At 58.7% G+C, this 19,762-nt stretch carries 18 protein-coding genes, 2 tRNA genes and 1 pseudogene; 12 read left to right on the forward strand and 9 right to left on the reverse strand.

Annotated elements, in window-relative coordinates:
* Positions 1-29: 29 nt before the first annotated feature.
* Positions 30-158 (forward strand): annotated as a pseudogene (locus HMPREF2635_RS13355) (NupC/NupG family nucleoside CNT transporter); the annotation flags it as partial.
* A 52-nt stretch (positions 159-210) separates the two neighbouring features.
* Here HMPREF2635_RS13355 and HMPREF2635_RS11945 read toward each other — a convergent pair.
* Both HMPREF2635_RS11945 and clpX read right to left on the reverse strand, forming a co-directional pair.
* A complete protein-coding gene (locus HMPREF2635_RS11945) occupies positions 211-1,146 on the reverse strand; it encodes a sugar-binding transcriptional regulator (protein WP_049154338.1) in 936 nt (311 codons plus the stop codon).
* Positions 1,147-1,236: 90 nt separating this feature from the next.
* On the reverse strand, positions 1,237-2,532 hold the full coding sequence (clpX, locus tag HMPREF2635_RS11950) for an ATP-dependent Clp protease ATP-binding subunit ClpX (protein WP_070821834.1): 1,296 nt from the start codon (positions 2,530-2,532) through the stop codon (positions 1,237-1,239).
* 199 nt (positions 2,533-2,731) lie between these two features.
* Between clpX and HMPREF2635_RS11955 the strand changes: the two genes are divergently transcribed.
* Both HMPREF2635_RS11955 and fabG read left to right on the forward strand, forming a co-directional pair.
* Positions 2,732-4,036 (forward strand): MFS transporter, encoded by a 1,305-nt coding sequence (locus HMPREF2635_RS11955; RefSeq protein ID WP_070512011.1) that lies wholly within the window; start codon positions 2,732-2,734, stop codon positions 4,034-4,036.
* 41 nt (positions 4,037-4,077) lie between these two features.
* Entirely contained in the window at positions 4,078-4,848 is a 771-nt protein-coding gene (gene fabG / locus HMPREF2635_RS11960; RefSeq protein WP_070821835.1) for a 3-oxoacyl-ACP reductase FabG, read from the forward strand.
* Positions 4,849-4,917: 69 nt separating this feature from the next.
* Here fabG and HMPREF2635_RS11965 read toward each other — a convergent pair whose 3' ends face one another.
* Positions 4,918-5,541, reverse strand: a complete 624-nt coding sequence (locus HMPREF2635_RS11965; protein ID WP_070447792.1) for an ATP-dependent Clp protease proteolytic subunit — start codon at positions 5,539-5,541, stop codon at positions 4,918-4,920.
* Positions 5,542-5,562: 21 nt separating this feature from the next.
* Positions 5,563-6,162 carry an ATP-dependent Clp protease proteolytic subunit gene (locus HMPREF2635_RS11970; protein WP_070517922.1) on the reverse strand — a complete coding sequence of 200 codons (600 nt, stop codon included), beginning with the start codon at positions 6,160-6,162 and terminating at the stop codon, positions 5,563-5,565.
* Positions 6,163-6,300: 138 nt separating this feature from the next.
* Here HMPREF2635_RS11970 and HMPREF2635_RS13795 point away from each other — a divergent pair, with 138 nt between their 5' ends.
* From HMPREF2635_RS13795 to HMPREF2635_RS12000, 6 genes are all read left to right on the forward strand, one after another.
* Positions 6,301-6,981, forward strand: coding sequence for a metal-dependent transcriptional regulator (locus HMPREF2635_RS13795; protein ID WP_070512005.1), 681 nt, complete (start codon positions 6,301-6,303; stop codon positions 6,979-6,981).
* A gap of 145 nt (positions 6,982-7,126) precedes the next feature.
* Positions 7,127-7,564: a class Ib ribonucleoside-diphosphate reductase assembly flavoprotein NrdI gene (nrdI, locus tag HMPREF2635_RS11980; RefSeq protein ID WP_246824894.1), complete on the forward strand. Its 438-nt coding sequence runs from the start codon at positions 7,127-7,129 to the stop codon at positions 7,562-7,564.
* A 50-nt stretch (positions 7,565-7,614) separates the two neighbouring features.
* Complete coding sequence (gene nrdE / locus HMPREF2635_RS11985) at positions 7,615-9,810, forward strand: class 1b ribonucleoside-diphosphate reductase subunit alpha (protein ID WP_070680855.1); 2,196 nt, start codon at positions 7,615-7,617, stop codon at positions 9,808-9,810.
* Between the two features lie 51 nt (positions 9,811-9,861).
* Complete coding sequence (gene nrdF, locus HMPREF2635_RS11990) at positions 9,862-10,887, forward strand: class 1b ribonucleoside-diphosphate reductase subunit beta (protein WP_023020918.1); 1,026 nt, start codon at positions 9,862-9,864, stop codon at positions 10,885-10,887.
* On the forward strand, positions 10,871-11,143 hold the full coding sequence (locus HMPREF2635_RS11995; RefSeq protein ID WP_034655492.1) for a hypothetical protein: 273 nt from the start codon (positions 10,871-10,873) through the stop codon (positions 11,141-11,143). Before nrdF ends, HMPREF2635_RS11995 begins: the two co-directional genes overlap by 17 nt.
* 39 nt (positions 11,144-11,182) lie before the next feature.
* The gene (locus HMPREF2635_RS12000) at positions 11,183-11,764 is read left to right on the forward strand and encodes an NADPH-dependent FMN reductase (RefSeq protein ID WP_049154325.1); all 582 of its coding nucleotides are present in this window, start codon (positions 11,183-11,185) and stop codon (positions 11,762-11,764) included.
* A 172-nt stretch (positions 11,765-11,936) separates the two neighbouring features.
* Here the strand turns inward: HMPREF2635_RS12000 and tig are convergent, their stop codons facing one another.
* The 3 genes from tig to HMPREF2635_RS12015 form a co-directional block, all read right to left on the reverse strand.
* Complete coding sequence (gene tig, locus HMPREF2635_RS12005; RefSeq protein WP_046648962.1) at positions 11,937-13,295, reverse strand: trigger factor; 1,359 nt, start codon at positions 13,293-13,295, stop codon at positions 11,937-11,939.
* 73 nt (positions 13,296-13,368) lie between these two features.
* A tRNA-Pro gene (locus tag HMPREF2635_RS12010) sits at positions 13,369-13,442 on the reverse strand.
* 137 nt (positions 13,443-13,579) lie between these two features.
* Entirely contained in the window at positions 13,580-14,398 is an 819-nt protein-coding gene (locus HMPREF2635_RS12015; RefSeq protein ID WP_070680851.1) for a hypothetical protein, read from the reverse strand.
* Between the two features lie 199 nt (positions 14,399-14,597).
* Here HMPREF2635_RS12015 and HMPREF2635_RS12020 point away from each other — a divergent pair.
* Both HMPREF2635_RS12020 and HMPREF2635_RS12025 read left to right on the forward strand, forming a co-directional pair.
* Positions 14,598-14,672: transfer RNA gene (locus tag HMPREF2635_RS12020), tRNA-Gly, on the forward strand.
* A 154-nt stretch (positions 14,673-14,826) separates the two neighbouring features.
* Positions 14,827-15,654, forward strand: coding sequence for an aldo/keto reductase (locus HMPREF2635_RS12025; protein WP_070680848.1), 828 nt, complete (start codon positions 14,827-14,829; stop codon positions 15,652-15,654).
* On the opposite strand, the gene HMPREF2635_RS12030 is transcribed toward HMPREF2635_RS12025, so the two are convergent.
* A complete protein-coding gene (locus tag HMPREF2635_RS12030) occupies positions 15,651-16,124 on the reverse strand; it encodes a ribose-5-phosphate isomerase (RefSeq protein WP_046647313.1) in 474 nt (157 codons plus the stop codon). The two genes, HMPREF2635_RS12025 and HMPREF2635_RS12030, sit on opposite strands and share 4 nt — an antisense overlap.
* A gap of 37 nt (positions 16,125-16,161) precedes the next feature.
* Positions 16,162-16,776, reverse strand: a complete 615-nt coding sequence (locus HMPREF2635_RS12035; RefSeq protein ID WP_070511991.1) for a mycothiol-dependent nitroreductase Rv2466c family protein — start codon at positions 16,774-16,776, stop codon at positions 16,162-16,164.
* 99 nt (positions 16,777-16,875) lie between these two features.
* Here HMPREF2635_RS12035 and pepN point away from each other — a divergent pair, with 99 nt between their 5' ends.
* Complete coding sequence (gene pepN, locus HMPREF2635_RS12040; protein WP_070821836.1) at positions 16,876-19,416, forward strand: aminopeptidase N; 2,541 nt, start codon at positions 16,876-16,878, stop codon at positions 19,414-19,416.
* Positions 19,417-19,762: the final 346 nt, after the last annotated feature.

Here is a 19,762-nt window from a genome sequence, read left to right on the forward strand (position 1 = left end):
ACACCGCTACCATTTCAGTCTTCTGAACAGGCGGCCTCGTACCGGAGCGCCGCGGCGAGATTGCGAAACTCGGGCCTAAGGCCCTGTTCGGCGGCTTCTTGACCAACATGCTCAATGCTGCCATTGTGGGCGTCATCGTCGCCCCCATGGTTCTTTAACCCGCACCAAGGAGAGCCTCTCAGCACGAGGGGCTCTTGTGTTTGTTTTCTCCTAAAGCTGAAGCAATCGGTTCGCTGTTTCTTTGTCGATGACGACATGCGTCGCCAACTTCATGCGCAGCGCGGTATCGATGGCCGCCATCTTTTGAAGCCCACCGGCCACCATGAAGCGTTGCGGAATCGCCTTTAGTTCTGAAAGTGAAATGCCGATAGTGCGCGCATCTATAGCTGGCGAAGCCACCTCCCCATCGGCCGTGTAAAAACGCGAGCATGCATCACCAACGGCCTGGCGTTCAAGCACATGGATCTCCTCTTCACTGAGGTATCCAAGGTTCATCAACAGGCTATCGCGTGAGACAGCTCCCACAGTGAAAACCGCAAGATCAGCGTGGCGCCCTGCATTCAAAATTGAAGAAATGTGTCTATCTTTCTCGACGATTTCTTTTGCTTCCGCAGAGTCGAAAATAACCGGCAGAGGCAGACTTAGAGTCTCGGCTCCAAACGCCGCACTAATGCGCTTGAGCGTATCCATGTCATTCGTCACGCGGATAGAGTGCGAATGTCCGCCTTTGAGCTGTACAATCTCGACTCCAGCCACGCTTTTTGGCTGCATATGCCGCGCCACTGCGTGCATGGTATTCCCCCAGGAAATTCCCACGCTCATACCGTCATGGACAAGTTCATGGAGCATCTTGGCCCCGACGCGCCCCAAGCCCTCTGTAAGCGTGTCTTCATCACCACGAGGGCTAAAGACGAGACGAACATCCTCAAGCCCATAACGCTCCATTAGGCGTTGGCCTAGTTCATCGCCGTCCTCACGGGGATCATGGATTTCGACCGTGACGTATCCGCGGGTTTTGGCATGTTGCAAGAGCTTGGCAACGGTTGGCCGGGACAACCCCATCTCAGCGGCCACCTCGCTTTGGCTCAGTCCTCCGCGATAGTAAAGCTTGGCCACCTGCAGTGATTGTTCGTCACGTAGCTCCATGGTCGATTCCTCTCATCCACTCTGGTTTGAGCCGCAAAAATGGCCGAGCGACGCTTTCCAGCACCACCCAGCCATAAATCTACAGCCGGTTTAAGCGGACTCCTTCGCCTCATCCGAGTACACGAACTCCGGCTCGCCACCGTCAGTCACGCAGTCCTTCGTGATGTGGACGCTGGCGATGTCCTCGCGGTCCGGGAGGTCATACATGATGGGCACGAGCAGCTCCTCCATGATGGCACGCAGGCCGCGGGCACCGGTCTTGCGCTCGAGCGCGAGCTCAGCGATCGCTTCCAGCGCTGTGTCGTCGAAGTGCAGCTCCGCACCATCCATGCTGAACAGGCGCTGGTATTGCTTGACCAGAGAGTTCTTTGGCTCCACGAGCACCTTCACCAGCGATTCGCGGTCCAGGTTATCCACCGTGGCAACCACCGGCAGGCGGCCGATGAACTCGGGGATGAGGCCGAACTTCACCAGGTCCTCCGGGCGAACCTGGGAGAAGAAGTCGACTGATTCCTTCTCATCCTTAGTCTCCAGCTTGGCGCCAAAGCCCACGCCCTTCTTGCCCACGCGCTCCGAAATCACCTTGTCCAAACCCGCGAACGCGCCGGCCACGATGAAGAGGATGTTGGTCGTATCCAGCTGGATGAATTCCTGGTTCGGGTGCTTGCGCCCGCCCTGCGGCGGAATCGCCGCCACGGTGCCCTCGAGGATCTTCAGCAGCGCCTGCTGCACGCCCTCACCGGACACATCACGCGTAATCGAGGGGTTCTCCGACTTGCGGGAGATCTTATCCACCTCATCGACGTAGATGATGCCGTGCTGCGCGCGCTCCACGTCAAAGTCCGCTGCCTGCAACAGCTTAAGCAGGATGTTCTCGACGTCCTCGCCCACGTAGCCAGCCTCGGTCAGGCTGGTGGCATCCGCGATGGCGAAGGGGACGTCCAACAAACGCGCCAAGGTCTGCGCCAGGTAGGTCTTACCGGAGCCCGTCGGGCCCAGCATCAGGATGTTGGACTTAGAAATCTCAACTTCTTCATCCTGCGCCTTCTTCCGGCGGCCCTCCAGGCCCGCGGCCTCCTCAGCCTTGATGCGCTTGTAGTGGTTGTACACAGCCACCGACAACACGCGCTTGGCCTGGTCCTGGCCAATGACGTACTTATCCAGAAAAGCCGAAATCTCCGAAGGACGCGGAAGGCGCATCTCCTTCTCTTCGTCCGCCTCGGCCTGAGCCGCGCCGAGCTCCTCCTCGATGATTTCGTTGCAAAGCTCGATGCACTCGTCACAGATGTAGACGCCGCCGCCGGCGATAAGCTTCTTCACCTGCTTCTGGCTCTTTCCACAGAAGGAACACTTGAGCAGGTCAGCGCTTTCTTGCATACGTGCCATGAAGGCCTTTCAACTCTTTTCTCTGGGGTTATGGTGGGGCGATTTTACCGCAGTTTGTTCCACTCTAGTAAACCACTCAGACTCGAGCGCTATTCCTCACTCAGCGGCGCGCCCTTGAATTTAAAACGGCAGTTAGTGGACATAGACAGAGCGGTTCACTAACTTACATCGAAACCGCTCTATCAGCAGAAAGATTTTCATGGACATCCGCGAACTCATCGACCGCTCCCCCATGGGCGCACGCCAATGGCTCATCATCGCCATTGCCCTCTTCCTCAATGCCCTCGACGGCTACGACATGGTGGCCATGGCCTTCGGCGCAGGCACCGTCAGCGAAGAGTTCGCGCTGTCCGATTCTTCCCTTGGCTGGCTCCTGTCCTCCGCTCTCATCGGTATCGGCCTTGGCTCGCTCTTTCTCGCCCCGTTGGCTGACCGCCTTGGGCGCACCACCCTCATTACGGTCTCGCTCGTCATTGACCTCGTCGGCCTCGTGCTCACCGCCCTCGCGCCTACATTTAGCCTGCTGTTGCTGTGCCGCCTCATCACCGGCATCGGAGTCGGCGGCGTGCTTGTCTGCGTCACCGTCCTCGTCAGCGAGTATTCCAACCTGCGCTTCCGCGGCCTGGCCGTCGCCATCTACGCCTCCGGCTATGGCCTCGGTGCCTCCTTCTGCGGCGTTGTCGCCTCTTCCTTCGATAGCTGGCAGCCCATCTTCTGGGTCGGGGCAGCACTGACCGTCGCCGCTCTTCTCCTCACCGTTGCTTTTGTCCCCGAGTCCGCCGACTTCCTGGCCGCGCGCGGCCGCATGGATTCTGTCCGTACCATCGCTGCCAAACTCGGCCTCACGGGAGAGGTCAGCGTCCGCCCCCGCACCGCCCACAAGGCCTCCTACAAGGACCTCGTCTCGCCGCAATTCCTGCGCACCTCCATCAAGCTGTGGCTGGCCTTTAGCTTCATCATGTTTGCTTACAACTTCACCTCGCAGTGGACCCCGAAGCTTCTCACCGCTGAGGGTCTTACCGCCCAGCAGGGCATCATCGGCGGCATCATGCTCTCCTTCGGCGGTGCTATCGGCGCCATCCTCTTTGGCCTGTTCACCACGCGCATCGACGCCCGCCCCCTGCTCATCGTCTTCTGCCTCATCTCCTCCGTCGTCCTCGTCGGCTTCATTAACTCCACCGCCGTGCCTTCCCTCATGTTTGCCCTCGGCGTTGGCGTAGGTCTTACCCTCAACGCCTGCATCTCCGGCCTTTACACTGTCACCCCGGAGGCTTACCCTTCGGCACTGCGCACCACGGGTACGGGCGCTGCCATCGGCATCGCTCGCGTGGGCGCTACCCTCGCCCCCATCCTGGCGGGCTACCTCCTCGAAAGCGGCTGGACCCCCACCGGCCTGTACACCCTTGCTGGTGTCACCGCAGTACTTGCAGCAGTCTCCCTCATCGGTGTGCGCGCCTACACGGCAACCACCAAGCAGACAGCACCCCAGCCTGTGGCGGCCTAGGCTGGAGGGCGCACACAGACCCAACCGCTGAGGAGCACCACATGTTTGATCTTCAGGACCACGTCGCCATCGTCACCGGCGCCGCCGCCGGAATCGGCCGCGGCATCGTCAGCGCTCTGCGCGAAGCAGGTGCCACGGTCGTCATCGCCGACCTCAACCTCGAGGCCGCCCAGAAGGCCGCCGAGGAACTCGGGGCGGACGCCCTGCTTGTCGACGTCACCTCGCGCGACTCCGTCCGCAACCTCTACAGGGACGTCGTCAAGCGCTATGGCCGCATCGACATCGTCTGTTCCAACGCCGGTGTCTTCCCCAACTGCCCGCTCGAGGACATGACCGACGAGCAATGGGACGCCATGTTCGCCATCAATACGCACGGCACGTTCACCGTGGTGCAGGAAGCACTGCCCTACATGAAGAAAGCGGGCTACGGGCGCATCGTCATCACGACGTCTATCACCGGCTCGCACACCGGTTACCCAGGCTGGGCGCACTACGGCGCTTCGAAGGCCGCACAACAAGGCTTCATGCGCTCCGCGGCACTGGAAGTTGCCCGTGATGGCATCACCATCAACGGTGTTCTGCCAGGCAACATCCTCACCGAGGGTTTGGAGGGCCAAGGCCAGGAGTACCTCGACCAAATGGCACGCTCCGTCCCCATGCACCGCTTAGGTTCCCCGCGCGATATCGGCAACGCCGCGGCCTTCCTCGCCTCCCGCGAGGCAGGCTACATAACGGGACAGACCATCATCATTGACGGCGGCCAGATCCTGCCTGAGTCCCCGGAGGCTATCCTGCCTCCCTACGAGAGCTAAGAGCCTTATAACGACGTCAAGCCCCGCTACCGGAAACATCCGAAAGCGGGGCTGAATTCGTCTATTCAGCTATGCGTTGAGCTTGCGGTAATCAAAGACGGTATCGATAAGACCGTATTCGACGGCTTCCTGCGCAGTGAGGATTTTGTCACGGTCGGTATCGATGCGCACCTGCTCCGCAGTGCGGCCGGTGTGCTCAGCCAGGGTCTCCTCCATGAGGCGGCGCATGCGCTCGATCTCGTTGGCCTCGATCTCAAGGTCAGAGACCTGGCCCTGCGTGCCCTGCGTGCGCGGCTGGTGAATCAGCACGCGAGAGTTCGGCAGAGCGGCGCGCTTGCCCGGAGCACCGGCTGCCAGCAGCACGGCGGCAGCGGAAGCAGCCTGGCCCAGGCAGACGGTCTGCACGTCAGGACGCACGTAGCGCATCGTGTCGTAGATGGCCATCAGCGCGGTGAAGGAGCCACCCGGGGAGTTGATGTACATCGTGATGTCGCGGTCCGGATCCTGGGATTCCAGGACCAGCAGCTGCGCCATGATGTCGTTAGCAGAGGTGTCATCGACTTGGGTGCCCAGGAAGATGATGCGCTCTTCAAAAAGCTTGGAATACGGGTTGGTGGTCTTCGATCCCTGTGCGTTCTGCTCAATGAACTCCGGCAGAACGTAGCGGGAAGAAGGCATCTGAAGGTTAGACATAGTGATAAAACTCCTTGTTCCCTAGTTGGTGATAGGACCGTTGACGGACTCGATGACGTGGTCGACGATGCCGTATTCCTTGGCCTGCTGGGCGGTAAACCAGCGGTCGCGGTCCGAATCCTTGGTGATTTGCTCGAAGGTCTGGCCGGTGTGCTCAGCGATGAGCTCAGCCATCTCACGCTTGGTCTGCGCGAACTGCTCGGCCTGGATGGCGATGTCTGCGGCGGTACCACCCACACCAGCGGAAGGCTGGTGCATCATGATGCGCGCGTGCGGCAGCGCGTAGCGCTTGCCCTTGGTGCCGCCGGACAGCAGGAACTGGCCCATCGAGGCAGCCAGGCCCATGCCATAGGTAGCCACGTCGCACGGCGAGTACTTCATCGTGTCGTAGATGGCCATGCCCGCGGTGACGGAGCCACCCGGGGAGTTGATGTAAAGCGAAATATCGCGAGTGGGGTCCTCTGCGGACAGCAGGAGGATCTGGGCGCACAGTTTGTTGGCAATCTCATCATCCACCTGGGTTCCCAGGAAAATAATGCGCTCGCGCAAAAGGCGCTCATAGACGCTATCACCCAGGTTCATACCCGTTGAGGATGAGTCCATGGAAATATTCTCAGACATTAGTGGTTCTCCTTGAAGTGAAGAATGCTTTAACTGGCCCCACCTTACCGGCATTCCTCTCAAACTTGGCCTCTGTTCGCTATAAGCGTTGGGGCACAGCGCCAAAGGCACATACGGAAGCTGGGTTAACATTTACTCATGTCTGTTTCCGAGCTGTCCACCAGTACCCAGAACTATTTGAAAGCTATCTGGGGGCTAAAAGAATGGTCATCCGAGCCCGTTACCGCCACACTTATAGCGAAACAGCTGGGACTCAAGCTCTCCTCGGTTTCCGATGCAGTGCGCAAAATGTCGAAGCAAGGGCTCGTGTCACACACGCCCTATGGCTCTGTGGAGTTAACCGAACTTGGCAGGCAGTACGCATTGGTCATGGTGCGCCGCCACCGATTGCTTGAGTCTTTTTTGGTTCAAGCATTGGACTACACCTGGGACGAAGTCCATAATGAAGCCGAAAATCTCGAACACGCGGTGTCCGACATGCTCATAGAACGTGTGGATAAGTTCCTTGATTACCCCACTAGGGATCCGCACGGCGATCCTATCCCTACGGTTGATGGACAGATCACAATCCCCAGTGCACACCGTCTCACCGACAGCGGTGCACAACCGCAAGTGACCGTGGAACGCATTTCTGATTCCGACCCAGAACTGCTGAAATTCCTTGAAGAGCGCGGCATTGTCACTGGGGCTGTTCTTAGCACGCGCGAGGGAGCGCCCTTTTCAGACTCTCTCGAAATACAGGTGGCCGGCAGCACTCAGTGGGTAGTGCTTGGACGCCCAGCTACCGACGCAGTGTTTGTAGCACACCACAGCCGTTAGACCTTCCCCTTTGCATTAATCCTACTCTCACCTGCCCTTTTCAAAACTACGTTGGGCCGTAGTTGCAACTACGCCATTGCGTAGTTAGTCTTTTCGAATATCACCTATCCCACTTATGGCTAAGGCCAGGATGAGCAGGATTGCTATGTCAGACTCACCAGATTTGGTGTATTTTTCTAGCGTTTCAGAAAATACAAAAAGATTCGTCGAACGCTTAGATAGACCCGCGGTGCGCATTCCACTGCGCCCCAAGAAAACCGGGATGATCCAGGTTTCACACCCGTACGTACTCATCGTTCCCACCTACGGCGGAGGCTCGCTCAAACGCGCAGTCCCCAAACAGGTCATCGACTTCCTCAATGACCCAATCAACCGCTCCTTTATCCGGGGCGTTATTACCTCAGGGAATACCAACTTCGGAAGTGCTTACTGCGTCGCCGGACGCATCATTTCCGCCAAGTGCCACGTACCCGAGCTGTATCACTTCGAGCTTCTCGGCACCCAGAAGGACATTGCCACCGTAAAGCAGGGCCTTCAAAAGTTTTGGGAGCAGCAAAAGCAGCTAACGATGACACCCCATTAATCCCCCACAAGATGAAGAACACATCCGCATCACACAGATTGGAAAACACAATGTGGCCTCTCGATGCCACCCCCACACAACCTAATGGCACTACGCCCCGCACCGTTTCAGCAGACAATGCCGGCGGTGTCGGCAAGCGCAAAAGCTACCACGCACTCAACGCGCAGCTGAACTTGTTCGACGCTTCTGGAAAAATCCAGTTTGACAAGGACATTCAGGCAGCACAAGACTATGTCACACACCATGTCGCTCCCCGCATGCAACAGTTCGATTCCACCAAGCAACGCTTGGAATGGTTGGTTGATAACGAGTACTACGAGCGGGATTTCCTTGAGCTTTATGATGACGCCTTTCTGTGCGCCATGTACGACAGAGCACACCAAGCTAAACACCAGTTCCGCACCTTCCTCGGCGCATTTAAGTTCTTTACTTCATATGCACTGAAAACCTTTGATGGCTCCCGATTCCTAGAAGGCTACGAAGAACGTGTCGCCACCACAGCTTTATACCTTGCACAGGGCGACGAAGAGCTCGCAGAAAAGCTGGTGGATGACATCATGACCGGACGCTTCCAGCCCGCCACCCCTACTTTTCTCAACGCAGGCAAAGCCCAGCGCGGCGAAATGGTCTCCTGCTTCCTTCTGCGAATCGAAGACAATCTGGAGAGCATTGGCCGCAGCGTGAACTCTGCACTGCAACTATCAAAGCGCGGTGGTGGAGTGGCCTTGTTGCTGAGCAATCTGCGCGAATCCGGAGCCCCGATCAAAAAGATTGAGAACCAGGCTTCCGGCGTAGTCCCAGTCATGAAAATTCTCGAAGATAGCTTCAGCTATGCCAACCAATTGGGCGCCCGGCAGGGCGCTGGAGCCGTCTACCTGCATGCGCACCATCCAGATATTCTTCGCTTCCTGGATACCAAGCGGGAAAATGCCGATGAGAAAGTCCGCATCAAGACTCTTTCGCTGGGGGTTGTTATTCCAGATATAACCTTCCGGCTGGCCAAAGAGAACAAGGATATGCATCTTTTTAGCCCGTATGACATCGCTCGCGAGTACGGCGTAGCCATGTCTGACATGTCCATCACCGAGTGCTACGACGAGTTGGTTGCCAATCCGCGAATTTCTCACACGACCATTAAGGCCCGCGAGTTTTTCACCACGCTGGCTGAGCTTCAGTTTGAATCCGGATACCCCTACATCCTCTTTGAGGATACGGTCAACCGCGCTAATCCCCTCAAAGGACATATCAATATGTCCAACCTGTGTAGTGAAATCCTCCAGGTCAACACGCCATCGACCTACGGAGCTTCGGGTGACTACACCACCGTCGGCCAGGATATTTCCTGCAATCTAGGTTCGCTCAACATTGCGAAGGCTTTTGAATCACCGGACTTTGGGGAGACCGTCGAAACCGCAGTACGTGCCCTCACGAAGGTTTCAGACCTGACGAATATCGAAGCTGTTCCTTCCATCGCTCACGGAAATGCCTCCATGCATGCCATTGGTCTGGGCCAAATGAATCTCCACGGCTTCCTTGCTTCACAGCGTATTCCTTATGGCTGCGCCGAGGCACTGGACTTTACAAATATCTATTTCCTCACGGTGACCTACCATGCGCTCCGCGCATCCCATGCACTCGCGGTTGAAAAAGGTCAACGATTCACAGGCTTCGAAGAATCCACCTATGCCACTGGCGCCTACTTTGACAAATACATCGACAAAGACTGGGTGCCAGCCACTGAACACGTAAAACAGCTCTTCCATGAAGCAGGCGTGCAGATTCCTCAACGCGAGGATTGGCTACGGCTCAAGAAACAAGTGATGCAAGACGGCATCTACAACGCCTACTTGCAGGCAGTTCCACCCACTGGATCAATTTCCTACATCAATGACTCCACCGCGTCCATCCACCCGATTGCCTCCAAAATTGAAATACGCAAGGAAGGCCGCTTGGGGCGCGTGTACTACCCCGCGCCGGAAATGACCAACGACAACCTGGAGTATTTCGATGACTCCTACGCCGTGGGATACAAAAAAATCATCGACACCTACGCCATGGCCACCCAACACGTGGACCAAGGACTTTCCCTGACCTTGTTCTTTACCGCTGATACCACCACGCGGGACATCAACAAGGCACAAATCTATGCCTGGAAAGCCGGAATCAAGACCCTCTACTACATCCGTTTACGCCAATCCGCGCTCCAAGGAACCGAGGTCGAAGGCTGCGTCTCCTGTGCTTTGTAGGAGCACGGCCCTCCCCTTGTCTACAACCATTCACTCAGAAAGAAGGAAGCTATGTCTTCAACATCAAACAGTGCTGAACTAACCAGCATTTCAGTTACTCCGCCGAGCTACCGGCATGATCCTTCAGCCCGCATCCGCGCCATCAATTGGAACCGGGTGAGCGATGACAAGGATCTTGAAGTGTGGAACCGTCTCACCGCCAATTTTTGGTTGCCAGAGAAGGTCCCGCTTTCTAATGATCTCCCGGCGTGGCAGAAGATGACACCCGAGGAACGCAACCTCACCATGCGGGTGTTCACGGGACTCACCACCCTGGATACTGTCCAGGCCACTGTGGGAGAAATCTGTCAGATTCAAGATGCCCGCACCGAACACGAGGAGGCCGTGTATACCAACATCGCCTTCATGCAGTCAGTCCATGCCCGTTCATACTCTTCAGTGTTTTCTACCCTGAGCAGTACAAAGGAAATTGATGAAGCATACCGCTGGGCGGTGAATAACGACCTTCTCCAGGCACGCGCCAAGAAAGTGCTCGCGCACTATTTTGGGCCGGATCCACTCAAACGCAAGGTGTCATCGACGCTGCTTTCCTCATTGCTTCTCTACGCGGGTTTCTATCTTCCCTTGCACTTTTCTGTCCACGCCACCCTGACAAATACGGCAGACATGATTCGCCTCATTCTGCGTGACAAGGCAGTGCACGGCTACTACTCGGGTTACAAATATCAGCGCGGTCTTGAATCCACGACCCCGCTACGGCAGAAGGAGATGCATGATTTCACCATTTCTTTGCTCGAAGAGCTTTATGCACTAGAGCTGGACTATTCCGGCGAGCTATATGAGCCTTTGGGACTCATGGATGATGTAGCCGTGTTCGTTCGCTATAACGCCAATAAGGCACTCATGAATTTGGGCTACCCGGACTATTTCCCGCCCGAAGAAACGGAAGTGAACCCAGAAATCCTCGCCGCCCTAGCCCCCGGAGCAGATGAGAACCATGACTTCTTCTCTGGATCTGGTTCCTCCTATGTCATTGGTACTGCTGAAGAAACGAGTGATGATGACTGGGATTTCTAAACCTTTTCCGCGACCGGACCAAGGAAGCTGGCTTGAGACCATCGCGCTGTTTGAAGCCATCCGCGAAGGAAACCAACCCGCAGCCATGCGGCTGTTGAATACATCCGCCGCACGAGAGGCCGTCCTCGGGGGGCTTCTAGGACTCATCGAACTGTACTTCCGCCATGAAGAAGGAGACAAAGTAGATGGCTTCCTCACCGCCGCCCACGCTGCCGGCCCACCACCGGCCTTTGGCTGCAAGCCTTTTCTCCCTTGACCACGTCTCCCTACACCCAACTAAGAAAGAAGGTTTACCATGACCACCCCACGTATCAGCGTTATCGTCGGCAGCCTGCGCCGAGAGTCATTTGCACGCAAGATTGCACACGAGGTGCTCACGATGATCCCTGAAGACTACGAGGCAAACATCGTGGAAATCCGTGACTTGCCGCTCTATGACTTCGACTACGATGACCCCGCCGTCACGGACAAGCCCACTCCGGCTGAGTACACCACCTTTCGCGAGACCATCAAGAACTCGAGCGGGATCCTCTTCATTACGCCAGAGAACAACCGCACTATCCCTGCCTGCCTCAAGAACGCAGTGGACATCGGCTCTAAGCCCAACTCAGATGTGGCGTGGAAGAACCTTCCCGCAGGTATCATTAGCCACTCTGTAGGCCGCATGGGCGGCTACAGTTCACAGAAGAACCTTCGCCTCGCCCTGTCCTACTTCGATATGCCGCTCCCTGGTCAGCCCGAAGTATTTCTGGGCCAATCCCCCACCCTTTTCGAAGAGTCCGGACATCTCAATCAACGTACCGCAGACTTTGTCAAGGATTACGTCATGCGCTTCCTGCAGCTAACCGACGAGGCCGGTAGAGCCACGAACGGCTAGCGATATCCCTAGCCAACACCCATCACGCCCTCTACGAAGTACTCAAAGACTCCTAGAGGGCGTTCACAATGACAAAACCCCGGATTCAGGCTCATCCTTGAGTTACCTGAATCCGGGGTTTCATGCGCGCTCGCCACCACACATGTGGCAGCAGCGCGTTACAAGCGGGAGATTACTTCTCCTCGGAAGCTTCAGCAGCGTCCTCTTCTTCGATCTCACCGAAGTACTGGTCAACGTCAACCTTGTTGCCGGCCTCGTCAGTAACCTCGGCGCGGCAGATAGCCGTTGCCAGGGCCTTGCCGCGGCGAACGTCAGAGAACAGGTTGCCCAGCTGGTTGCTGGACTGCAGCTGCTGGATGAACTGGTTCGGGTCCATGCCGTAAGACTGCGCGGTGAACAGGATGTGGTCGGTCAGCTCCTGCTGGGACACCTCCGGCTCCTCGATCTCAGCCAGGGCGTCGAGGAAGAGCTGGGTGCGAACGGATTCCTCAGCGGACTTGCGAGCATCAGCGTCGAACTCCTCGCGGGTCGTGCCCTGTGCCTCAAGCAGCTGGGCCAGAGCCTTCTCGTCGTGAGCCAGCTGACCCATGACCTGGTGCAGCTGAGCGTGAACCTGCTCATCAACGATGGAGGACGGCAGCTCGAAGGAAACCTCTGCCAGAGCGGCCTTCAGGACCTCATCGCGGATGGCGGCAGCCTGCTCGGACTTCTTGGACTCCTCGACGCGGGTCTTGGTGTCCTCGCGCAGCTCGTCGATGGTGTCAAACTCGGAGGCCATCTGTGCGAACTCGTCGTCGAGATCCGGCAGCTTGCGCTCCTTGGTCTGCTGGACATGGACCTTGACGGTGGCCTCGTCGCCCTCGTGCTCACCGGACTGGATGGTGGTGGTGAACTCGTTGTCCTCATCGGTCTTCATGCCGCGCAGTGCGGTATCGAGACCCTTAATCAGGTTGTCGTCACCGATGCGGTAGGTCATACCCTCGTGGGAAGCCTCATCGAGCTTGGTGCCATCAACCTCAGTGGTGATGTCGATGATGGCGTAGTCACCGGTCTTCATCTTGCGCTTGGTGTCCTTGAGCTCACCGAAGCGGGAAGCCAGATCCTCAAGCGCCTTGTCGACGTCCTCTTCGGAGGTCTCCAGCGCCGGCACCTTAACGGAGATCTTGGAGAAGTCCGGTACCTCAAACTCGGGGCGGATATCTACCTCAGCGGTGAACTCGACAAAATCGTTGTCCTCCAGCTTGGCAATGTCGATCTCCGGCTGACCAATGACCTTGAGATCGTTTTCGGTAACAGCCTGCTCGTAGCGGGACGGCAACATGTCATTGACTACCTGCTCGAGGATGGGGCCACGACCAAAGCGGGCGTCGATAAGCTGGCGCGGAGCCTTGCCCTTACGGAAGCCCGGGATGGAAACCTGCTGCGCGATCGCCGCGTAGGCCTGATCGATTTCCTTGTCCAGCTCAGCGAACGGAACGTTGACGGTGAGCTTGACGCGGGTATCGCTCAGCTTGTCTACGGTGGTCTTCACGAGAAACTCTCCTGATTGTGATCGTTCAAAGATGAAATTAAGGGGCCTGGATGAGTGTCCAGGCCCCCATACGTCGGGGCGACAGGATTTGAACCTGCGACCCCCTGCTCCCAAAGCAGGTGCGCTACCAAGCTGCGCCACGCCCCGTATGGAAAGCCTCTGCGCCCGGAAGTTCCGCACGCAGCTGCGCTTCATACTGGGGCTAGTGTACCGATAGCTGCTTGACTATCCCAACACCGGCCCCAATTAAACTTTGTTTCCCCACGTCAGGGGCAGCTTTAGCGCTAGAAGTCGAAGTCGAAATCAAACATTCCGCCATCACCCCCGTCGCCGCCAAAGAGGCCATCGAAGAAGCCGCCTTCCTCGCCTCCCCCGGCGTCACCGGCGCCCATGTCTCCGGCACCATCCATGGCACCGGGGTCCATGCCGTCGGCGCCGCCCATGTCTCCGCCCCAGTCACCGCTTTCTGCGGCTGCGGCGGAGTAACCAACGCCGGACATGCCCGCGAACATCGCGTTGAACATCATGGAGTAGCCCACCATCCACACGCCGGTGGTCAACGCGTCAGCCCACCACGGGCGTGAGTACCAACCGGCCGGGACCGGGCGTCCTGCTACGACACCACCCGGGTAGTAGTTGGGGGTTTCTGCAGATGCGCTTGGCGACGCCGTCAGCGTCTCCCCGTTTGCCTCCACCGTGCGGGTCTCCGTCACCTTGCCGGCCTGGCGCTGGCCCTCCAGCGGCGGCAGCTCTGGGCCCGGATCCATGCCCATAATCTCGCGGGCGGCCGCAACATAGTAAAGACCCTCCAGCGCAGATTCGCGCGCTAGGTGTGCTTGCTTGACCGTCGTGGCCTGGGAAATCGCAGAGTTCGCGGCGGTAAAACGCTCGGACGCATCCGCCATGGCCTGCTGGGAGGCGGTGTCCGTTCCGCTTAAGTTCATGACCTGTCCACCAAGGCGCTCGGTCCAGCGGCGTGCATCCGCCATCGCGTCCTCAAAACGCTGGGATTCACGCAGCTCTTGCTGCTTCTTCCCGTTGCGCGAGGACAGGAACCATGCGCCGCCACCGACGACGAGGATAAGGAGCAATAACGAGCTCACGAAAGCACCACTTTCATCTCAGAGTTGAATTGCGTGTTGAACTATGTGTTGTTTTGCTTGTACACCTACTCAAAGTAACGCGCTTTACCCCGCTTAAGTTCCCATTTTCCTTTCAGCGACCACGTGCGCTAAAGTAATCGGCACGCCGATTCAACGGCTTTCAAAGTCAAGGCCTTGAAAGTTGAAGATTGCCGGTTGTGGGAATGTCGTATAGTGGCTAATACCTCAGCCTTCCAAGCTGAAGACGCGGGTTCGATTCCCGTCATTCCCTCCACGAAAAGCTGCATTGACCACCTATTTTAGGTAGCCGGTGCGGCTTCAGTCGTTTTTCACATTCGTTAGCGCCCATGGCTTGTTTTGCCGCCGCATCATGCCTGGCCATGCATCTTTTCTGTCAGAATGCGCCGCCCCTACGTAGAGTGGGCCGCATGACTGTACCCATTATTGAACTCAACGACGGCAACACCATCCCCCAGCTCGGCTACGGTGTCTTCAAGGTAGAACCCGACAAGACCGAGGAACTGGTCCTCGAAGCCCTCAAGGTGGGCTACCGCCACATCGACACCGCTGCCATCTACGGCAACGAGGAAGGTGTGGGCCGCGCGATTGCCAAGTCCGGCATCCCCCGCGAGGAGCTGTTCATCACCACGAAGCTGTGGAACGACCGCCAGACTGATGCGGCCGCAGCTCTCGACGAGTCTTTGGAGAAGCTAGGTCTCGATTACGTGGACCTCTACCTCATCCACTGGCCCTGCCCAGATAACGGCCACTACGTCGAGGCATGGAAGCAGCTCATTGAACTAAAGAAGGCCGGCAAGGCCAAGTCCATCGGTGTTTCCAACTTCGAACTCGAGCACCTGGACCAGCTAGAAACCCAGACTGATGAGACCCCCGTGGTCAACCAGGTGGAGCTGCACCCCTACCTACAGCGCTGGCGTGAGCTCGATGCCTTCCGCGCCCACCAGGTGCACATCGAAGCCTGGGGCCCACTAGGCCAGGGTAAGACGGACCTTTTCGAGCAGCCGGAAATCACCGAGCCTGCCGAAAAGTATGGCGTCTCCCCCGCCCAGGTGATCATCCGCTGGCACCTGCAAAATGGCGTCATCGTGTTCCCGAAGTCCGAAAACCCGGAGCGCATCGCGCAGAACTTCGATGTATTCGGCTTCGAACTCGATGAATCCGAGATGGCTGCGATTACTGATCTTGACCTCGGGGAAGAGGGCCGCGGCGGCACTCACCCCAAGGACATGAACTAGGCCTCCGGAAGCTCCGGCGGAATGTTGGTGCGCTCGTACTCAGCAAGAATGTCGATGCGGCGCTGGTGGCGCTCAGCACGGGACCATTCCTGATCCAGGAAGGCATCCACGATCGCGAGTGCCTCCTCCTCGGAGTGCATGCGGCCACCGATACCGATGAGCTGGGCGTTGTTGTGCTCGCGGGCCAGGCGTGCGGTCTCCGGGGACCACGCCAGGGCGCAGCGCGCGCCCTTCACCTTATTCGCGGCGATCTGCTCGCCGTTGCCGGAACCGCCCAGTACGATGCCGAGCGAGCCCGGATCGTTGACGGTTCGCAGCGCGGCCTCAATGCAAAATGCCGGGTAGTCATCCTCGGCGTCGTACTCGTGGGCACCGCAGTCAATGACGTCGTGGCCCTGCTTCTTCAGGTGCTCGGCGATGATGTTTTTCATCTCGAACCCTGCGTGGTCTGCTCCTAAATAAACGCGCATGGCCCACATCCTACCGGCCTGTGGGCCATCCCACGCACTAAACCTGCGGGGATTCGGTGCGGGAGCGCTTGAGTTCGAAGAAGTACGGGAACTTGGCGAGGCGCACGGAGGCGTCGAAAAGCTCGCCGGCTTCCTCGCCGGTGGGAACGCGGGTAATGACCGGGCCGAAGAAAGCGGTATCGCCGAACTTCACCACCGGGGTGCCGACCTCATCGCCAACCTCAGAGATGCCGCGGTTGTGGAACTCGGTGAGCTTCTCATCCATCTCTTCGGTGTTGGCCACGGAGGCGAAGGTGGAGGGGAGGGAGACGTCGTCAAGCGCCTGCTTGATGATGTCGTCGTAGGCGCCGTAACCCTTCTTGCCACCCTGGCCCTCCGTGTGGATGCGGGTGCCCATGGCGGTGTAGAAGGCGTCGACCTTGTCCGGGGCCTCCACGGCAATCTTGGCTGCTACGCGGGCAGGGCCCCAGTTGGCCTCCATCATCTTCATGTACTCCGGGTCCAAGTCGCGGCCCTTGTTGAGCACGGAGAGGGACATCGGCTGGAAGGTCACCTCGATATCGCGGACCTTCTCCACTTCCTTAATCCAGCGCGAGGTCAGCCATGCGAAGGGGCAGGAGCAGTCGAACCAGAAGGTTACTTGTTGGGCCACAGTAAATCTCCTTTGCTTGTGTAGTCTGTGGCACCCCACCCTAGGCGTGTGACTACGCTGGTGCAGAGACTTAATCACCGACGAAGAGGAGTAACCTACATGACCTCGATTAACCTCACCCGCGAGGAAGCCCAGCAGCGCTCCGGCATGCTGGAGGTAAGCCACTACGACGTCGCCCTCGACCTCACTGGGGAAGAGTTTTTCACCTCCACCACGGTGGTGAAGTTCCGAGTTAAGAAGGCCGGTTCTACGTTTATTGACTTGCGCGGTGACGAGCTTCTCGAGGTCCGCCTAAACGGCGCTCCCCTGCCCACCAGTGCTTATGACCCGACGTACGGGATCCCGCTGTCGGGTTTGCAGGTGGCGGAGTATGAGCTGAAGGTCGTGGCGAAGATTCGATACTCCCGCACGGGCGAGGGCCTGCACCGCTTCGTCGACCCGGTCGACGGCGAGGCTTACCTCTACACCCAGTTCGAGACTGCCGACGCCAAGCGCGTCTTCGCCTGCTTTGACCAGCCGGATCTGAAGGCTACGTACTCGCTGGCTCTTGAGGTTCCGGAGCACTGGACAGTGATTACGAACTCCCCCATCACGCGTTCAGGCAACACCGTGCGCGCGGCGGTGGATTACCCGCTGTCGACGTACCTGATTGCTCTGTGTGCGGGCCCGTATGTGGGCGTGACGGATACGTGGACGGGCACGCTGGCGGAGCACCCGGAGGGCTCGCCTGCTAAAACCGTTGAGGTGCCGTTGGGTATTTATTGCCGCCCCTCGCTGCTGGATTCGCTCGACGCCGAGCGCCTGTTCACGGAGACCAAGCAGGGTTTTGATTTCTACCACCGCAACTTCGGCTTTGCCTACCCCTTTGGCAAGTACGACCAGATTTTCGTTCCGGAGTTCAACGCCGGCGCAATGGAGAACGCCGGCTGCGTGACCATCCGCGACGAGTATGTTTTTACGTCGCAAGCCTCGCACTACAAGTATGAGCGCCGCGCGGACACCATCCTGCACGAGCTAGCGCACATGTGGTTCGGTGACCTCGTGACCATGCAGTGGTGGGATGACCTGTGGCTCAACGAGTCCTTCGCCACCTGGTCGGCGGCGATTTCCCAAGCGGAGGAAACCCAGTACGACACCGCGTGGGTGACCTTTGCCAACGTGGAGAAGGCGTGGGCCTACCAGCAGGACCAGCTGCCCACGACGCACCCGATTTCCACGGATGCTTCTGACATTGAGACCGTGGAGCAGAACTTCGACGGCATCACCTACGCCAAGGGGGCGTCGGTGCTGAAGCAACTGCAGGCCTACGTGGGCCGCGAGAACTTCTTCGCCGGGGTACGCCGCCACTTCCAGGAACACCAGTGGTCGAACGCCACCTTCGGGGATTTGCTGCGTCACCTCGAGGAGGCCTCGGGGCGCGACCTGTCCTTCTGGGCACAGCAGTGGCTGAAGAGCACGGGCGTGAACACTCTGGGTGTGGCGTTGGAGACGGACGAGTCCGGCACCATCACACAGGCCCACCTCACCCAACGTGGCGATACTCTGCGCACCCACCGCGTCGCCGTCGGCGTCTACGCCCTGCAAGGAGAGAAGGTGGTGCGCACCGAGCGCATCGAGATGGATATCGATGGCGCCTTTACCGAGATTCCGGAACTCATTGGCCGCAAGCAGGCGGACATCGACTTTGTGCTGCCTAACGACGATGACCTGACCTACTGCCTCATCGAGCTGGACGCCGGTTCCCTGCAGTTCCTGCAGGAGAATATCGACAAGTTCGAGGACCCCATGGCCCGCACTTTGTGCTGGTCCACCGCCTGGGAGATGACCCGGGCAGGTACCATGCGCGCCCGCGATTTCGTGGCGCTTGTCGCCCGCGGCGCGGCGGCGGAGACCGAGCTCGCCGTGCTGGAGCGCATCCTCTCCCAGGCCGCAACGGCCCAGTCCACCTATGCGGACCCCGAGTGGGCAAAGGAGGATACGCAGCTTGCCGACGCCCTCCTTGACGGCGCCCGCTCCGATAACGCCGAGCGCTCCATCGTCTTCACCCAGGCGCTGGCTGGCATCAAGCTTCACGACGCCTCCCGCACCTTCTTCCAAGAGCTCCTTCAGACTTCCTCGGATGCGGGCCTGCGCTGGAAGGTGCTCACCGCGCTTATCGCCGATGGCTCGCTTGCCGACGTCACCGGCCCCGAGGCCGCCGGCGCCGCCATGACGGCGGTGGCGGAGGAACTCAAACGCGATAACACCGCGACGGGCTACCAGGCCTCGCTTAAGGCGTTGGCTGCCGTAAACACCGAGGACAACAAGCGCGCGGTGTGGGACGAGATTGTGGCCGGTGAGCTGGGCAACCGCGACTTGGAGTCGAAGCTGGCGGGCCTGACGTTCGTAGGCGCCGACGAGCTCCTGCCGAGTGCAGAGTTCTTCGACGTGGCGGAAAAGATCTGGTCCGCGCAGTCCAACGAGATTGCCTTGACCACGGTGACCGGGTTGTTCCCGCGCTGGGATGTCAGCCAGGAGACCCTCGACCGCGCCGATGAGTTTCTCTCCCGCGATCTGGCCGGTGGCCTGCGCCGCGCCGTGACCGAGCAGCGTGACCGCCTCGCCCGCGCCCTGCGCAACCGCGCCGTCGACCGCGGTTAGCACACGCATCTAGCCCCTCCCCTGAGGGGCTTTTCTCATGCCAGTTCCGAGCCCGTGTTTGGCGCTTATCCCGACCTGTGATCCACAATCTCCCCACTACACGTGACGCATCCCTTCTAAGCAGGGATTTTGTTCCTCCGGTTGCGAGGCTGCGGGTGCTGCTTTAATCTTCGTGCCCATGGGGGATATCGAAACCTACCTCCGCCTCCGCAACTTGGGGATTGCGCTGGTGGAAAACATACCTGGCACACCCGATGAGCTTCGCGCGCTCGGTGCAGACCCAGCCGACGCCACCGAACTCGCAGGCCTGCACCAAGTGTACTTCGGCCCCACCCGCTTTACCGGC

The organism is Corynebacterium sp. HMSC035E02 (assembly GCF_001836065.1).
Classification (GTDB): domain Bacteria; phylum Actinomycetota; class Actinomycetes; order Mycobacteriales; family Mycobacteriaceae; genus Corynebacterium; species Corynebacterium hiratae.

Bases quoted from the DNA above. Each gene is read 5' to 3' on its own strand.
- pepN (WP_070821836.1), top strand. From the start codon at position 16,876: ATGACCTCGATTAACCTCACCCGCGAGGAAGCCCAGCAGCGCTCCGGC.
- HMPREF2635_RS11970 (WP_070517922.1), bottom strand. From the start codon at position 6,162: ATGTCTGAGAATATTTCCATGGACTCATCCTCAACGGGTATGAACCTG.
- HMPREF2635_RS13795 (WP_070512005.1), top strand. From the start codon at position 6,301: ATGTCTGTTTCCGAGCTGTCCACCAGTACCCAGAACTATTTGAAAGCT.
- nrdE (WP_070680855.1), top strand. From the start codon at position 7,615: ATGTGGCCTCTCGATGCCACCCCCACACAACCTAATGGCACTACGCCC.
- clpX (WP_070821834.1), bottom strand. From the start codon at position 2,532: ATGGCACGTATGCAAGAAAGCGCTGACCTGCTCAAGTGTTCCTTCTGT.
- nrdF (WP_023020918.1), top strand. From the start codon at position 9,862: ATGTCTTCAACATCAAACAGTGCTGAACTAACCAGCATTTCAGTTACT.
- HMPREF2635_RS11945 (WP_049154338.1), bottom strand. From the start codon at position 1,146: ATGGAGCTACGTGACGAACAATCACTGCAGGTGGCCAAGCTTTACTAT.
- HMPREF2635_RS11955 (WP_070512011.1), top strand. From the start codon at position 2,732: ATGGACATCCGCGAACTCATCGACCGCTCCCCCATGGGCGCACGCCAA.
- HMPREF2635_RS12025 (WP_070680848.1), top strand. From the start codon at position 14,827: ATGACTGTACCCATTATTGAACTCAACGACGGCAACACCATCCCCCAG.
- nrdI (WP_246824894.1), top strand. From the start codon at position 7,127: ATGTCAGACTCACCAGATTTGGTGTATTTTTCTAGCGTTTCAGAAAAT.
- HMPREF2635_RS11995 (WP_034655492.1), top strand. From the start codon at position 10,871: ATGACTGGGATTTCTAAACCTTTTCCGCGACCGGACCAAGGAAGCTGG.
- HMPREF2635_RS12000 (WP_049154325.1), top strand. From the start codon at position 11,183: ATGACCACCCCACGTATCAGCGTTATCGTCGGCAGCCTGCGCCGAGAG.
- HMPREF2635_RS11965 (WP_070447792.1), bottom strand. From the start codon at position 5,541: ATGTCTAACCTTCAGATGCCTTCTTCCCGCTACGTTCTGCCGGAGTTC.
- fabG (WP_070821835.1), top strand. From the start codon at position 4,078: ATGTTTGATCTTCAGGACCACGTCGCCATCGTCACCGGCGCCGCCGCC.
- HMPREF2635_RS12030 (WP_046647313.1), bottom strand. From the start codon at position 16,124: ATGCGCGTTTATTTAGGAGCAGACCACGCAGGGTTCGAGATGAAAAAC.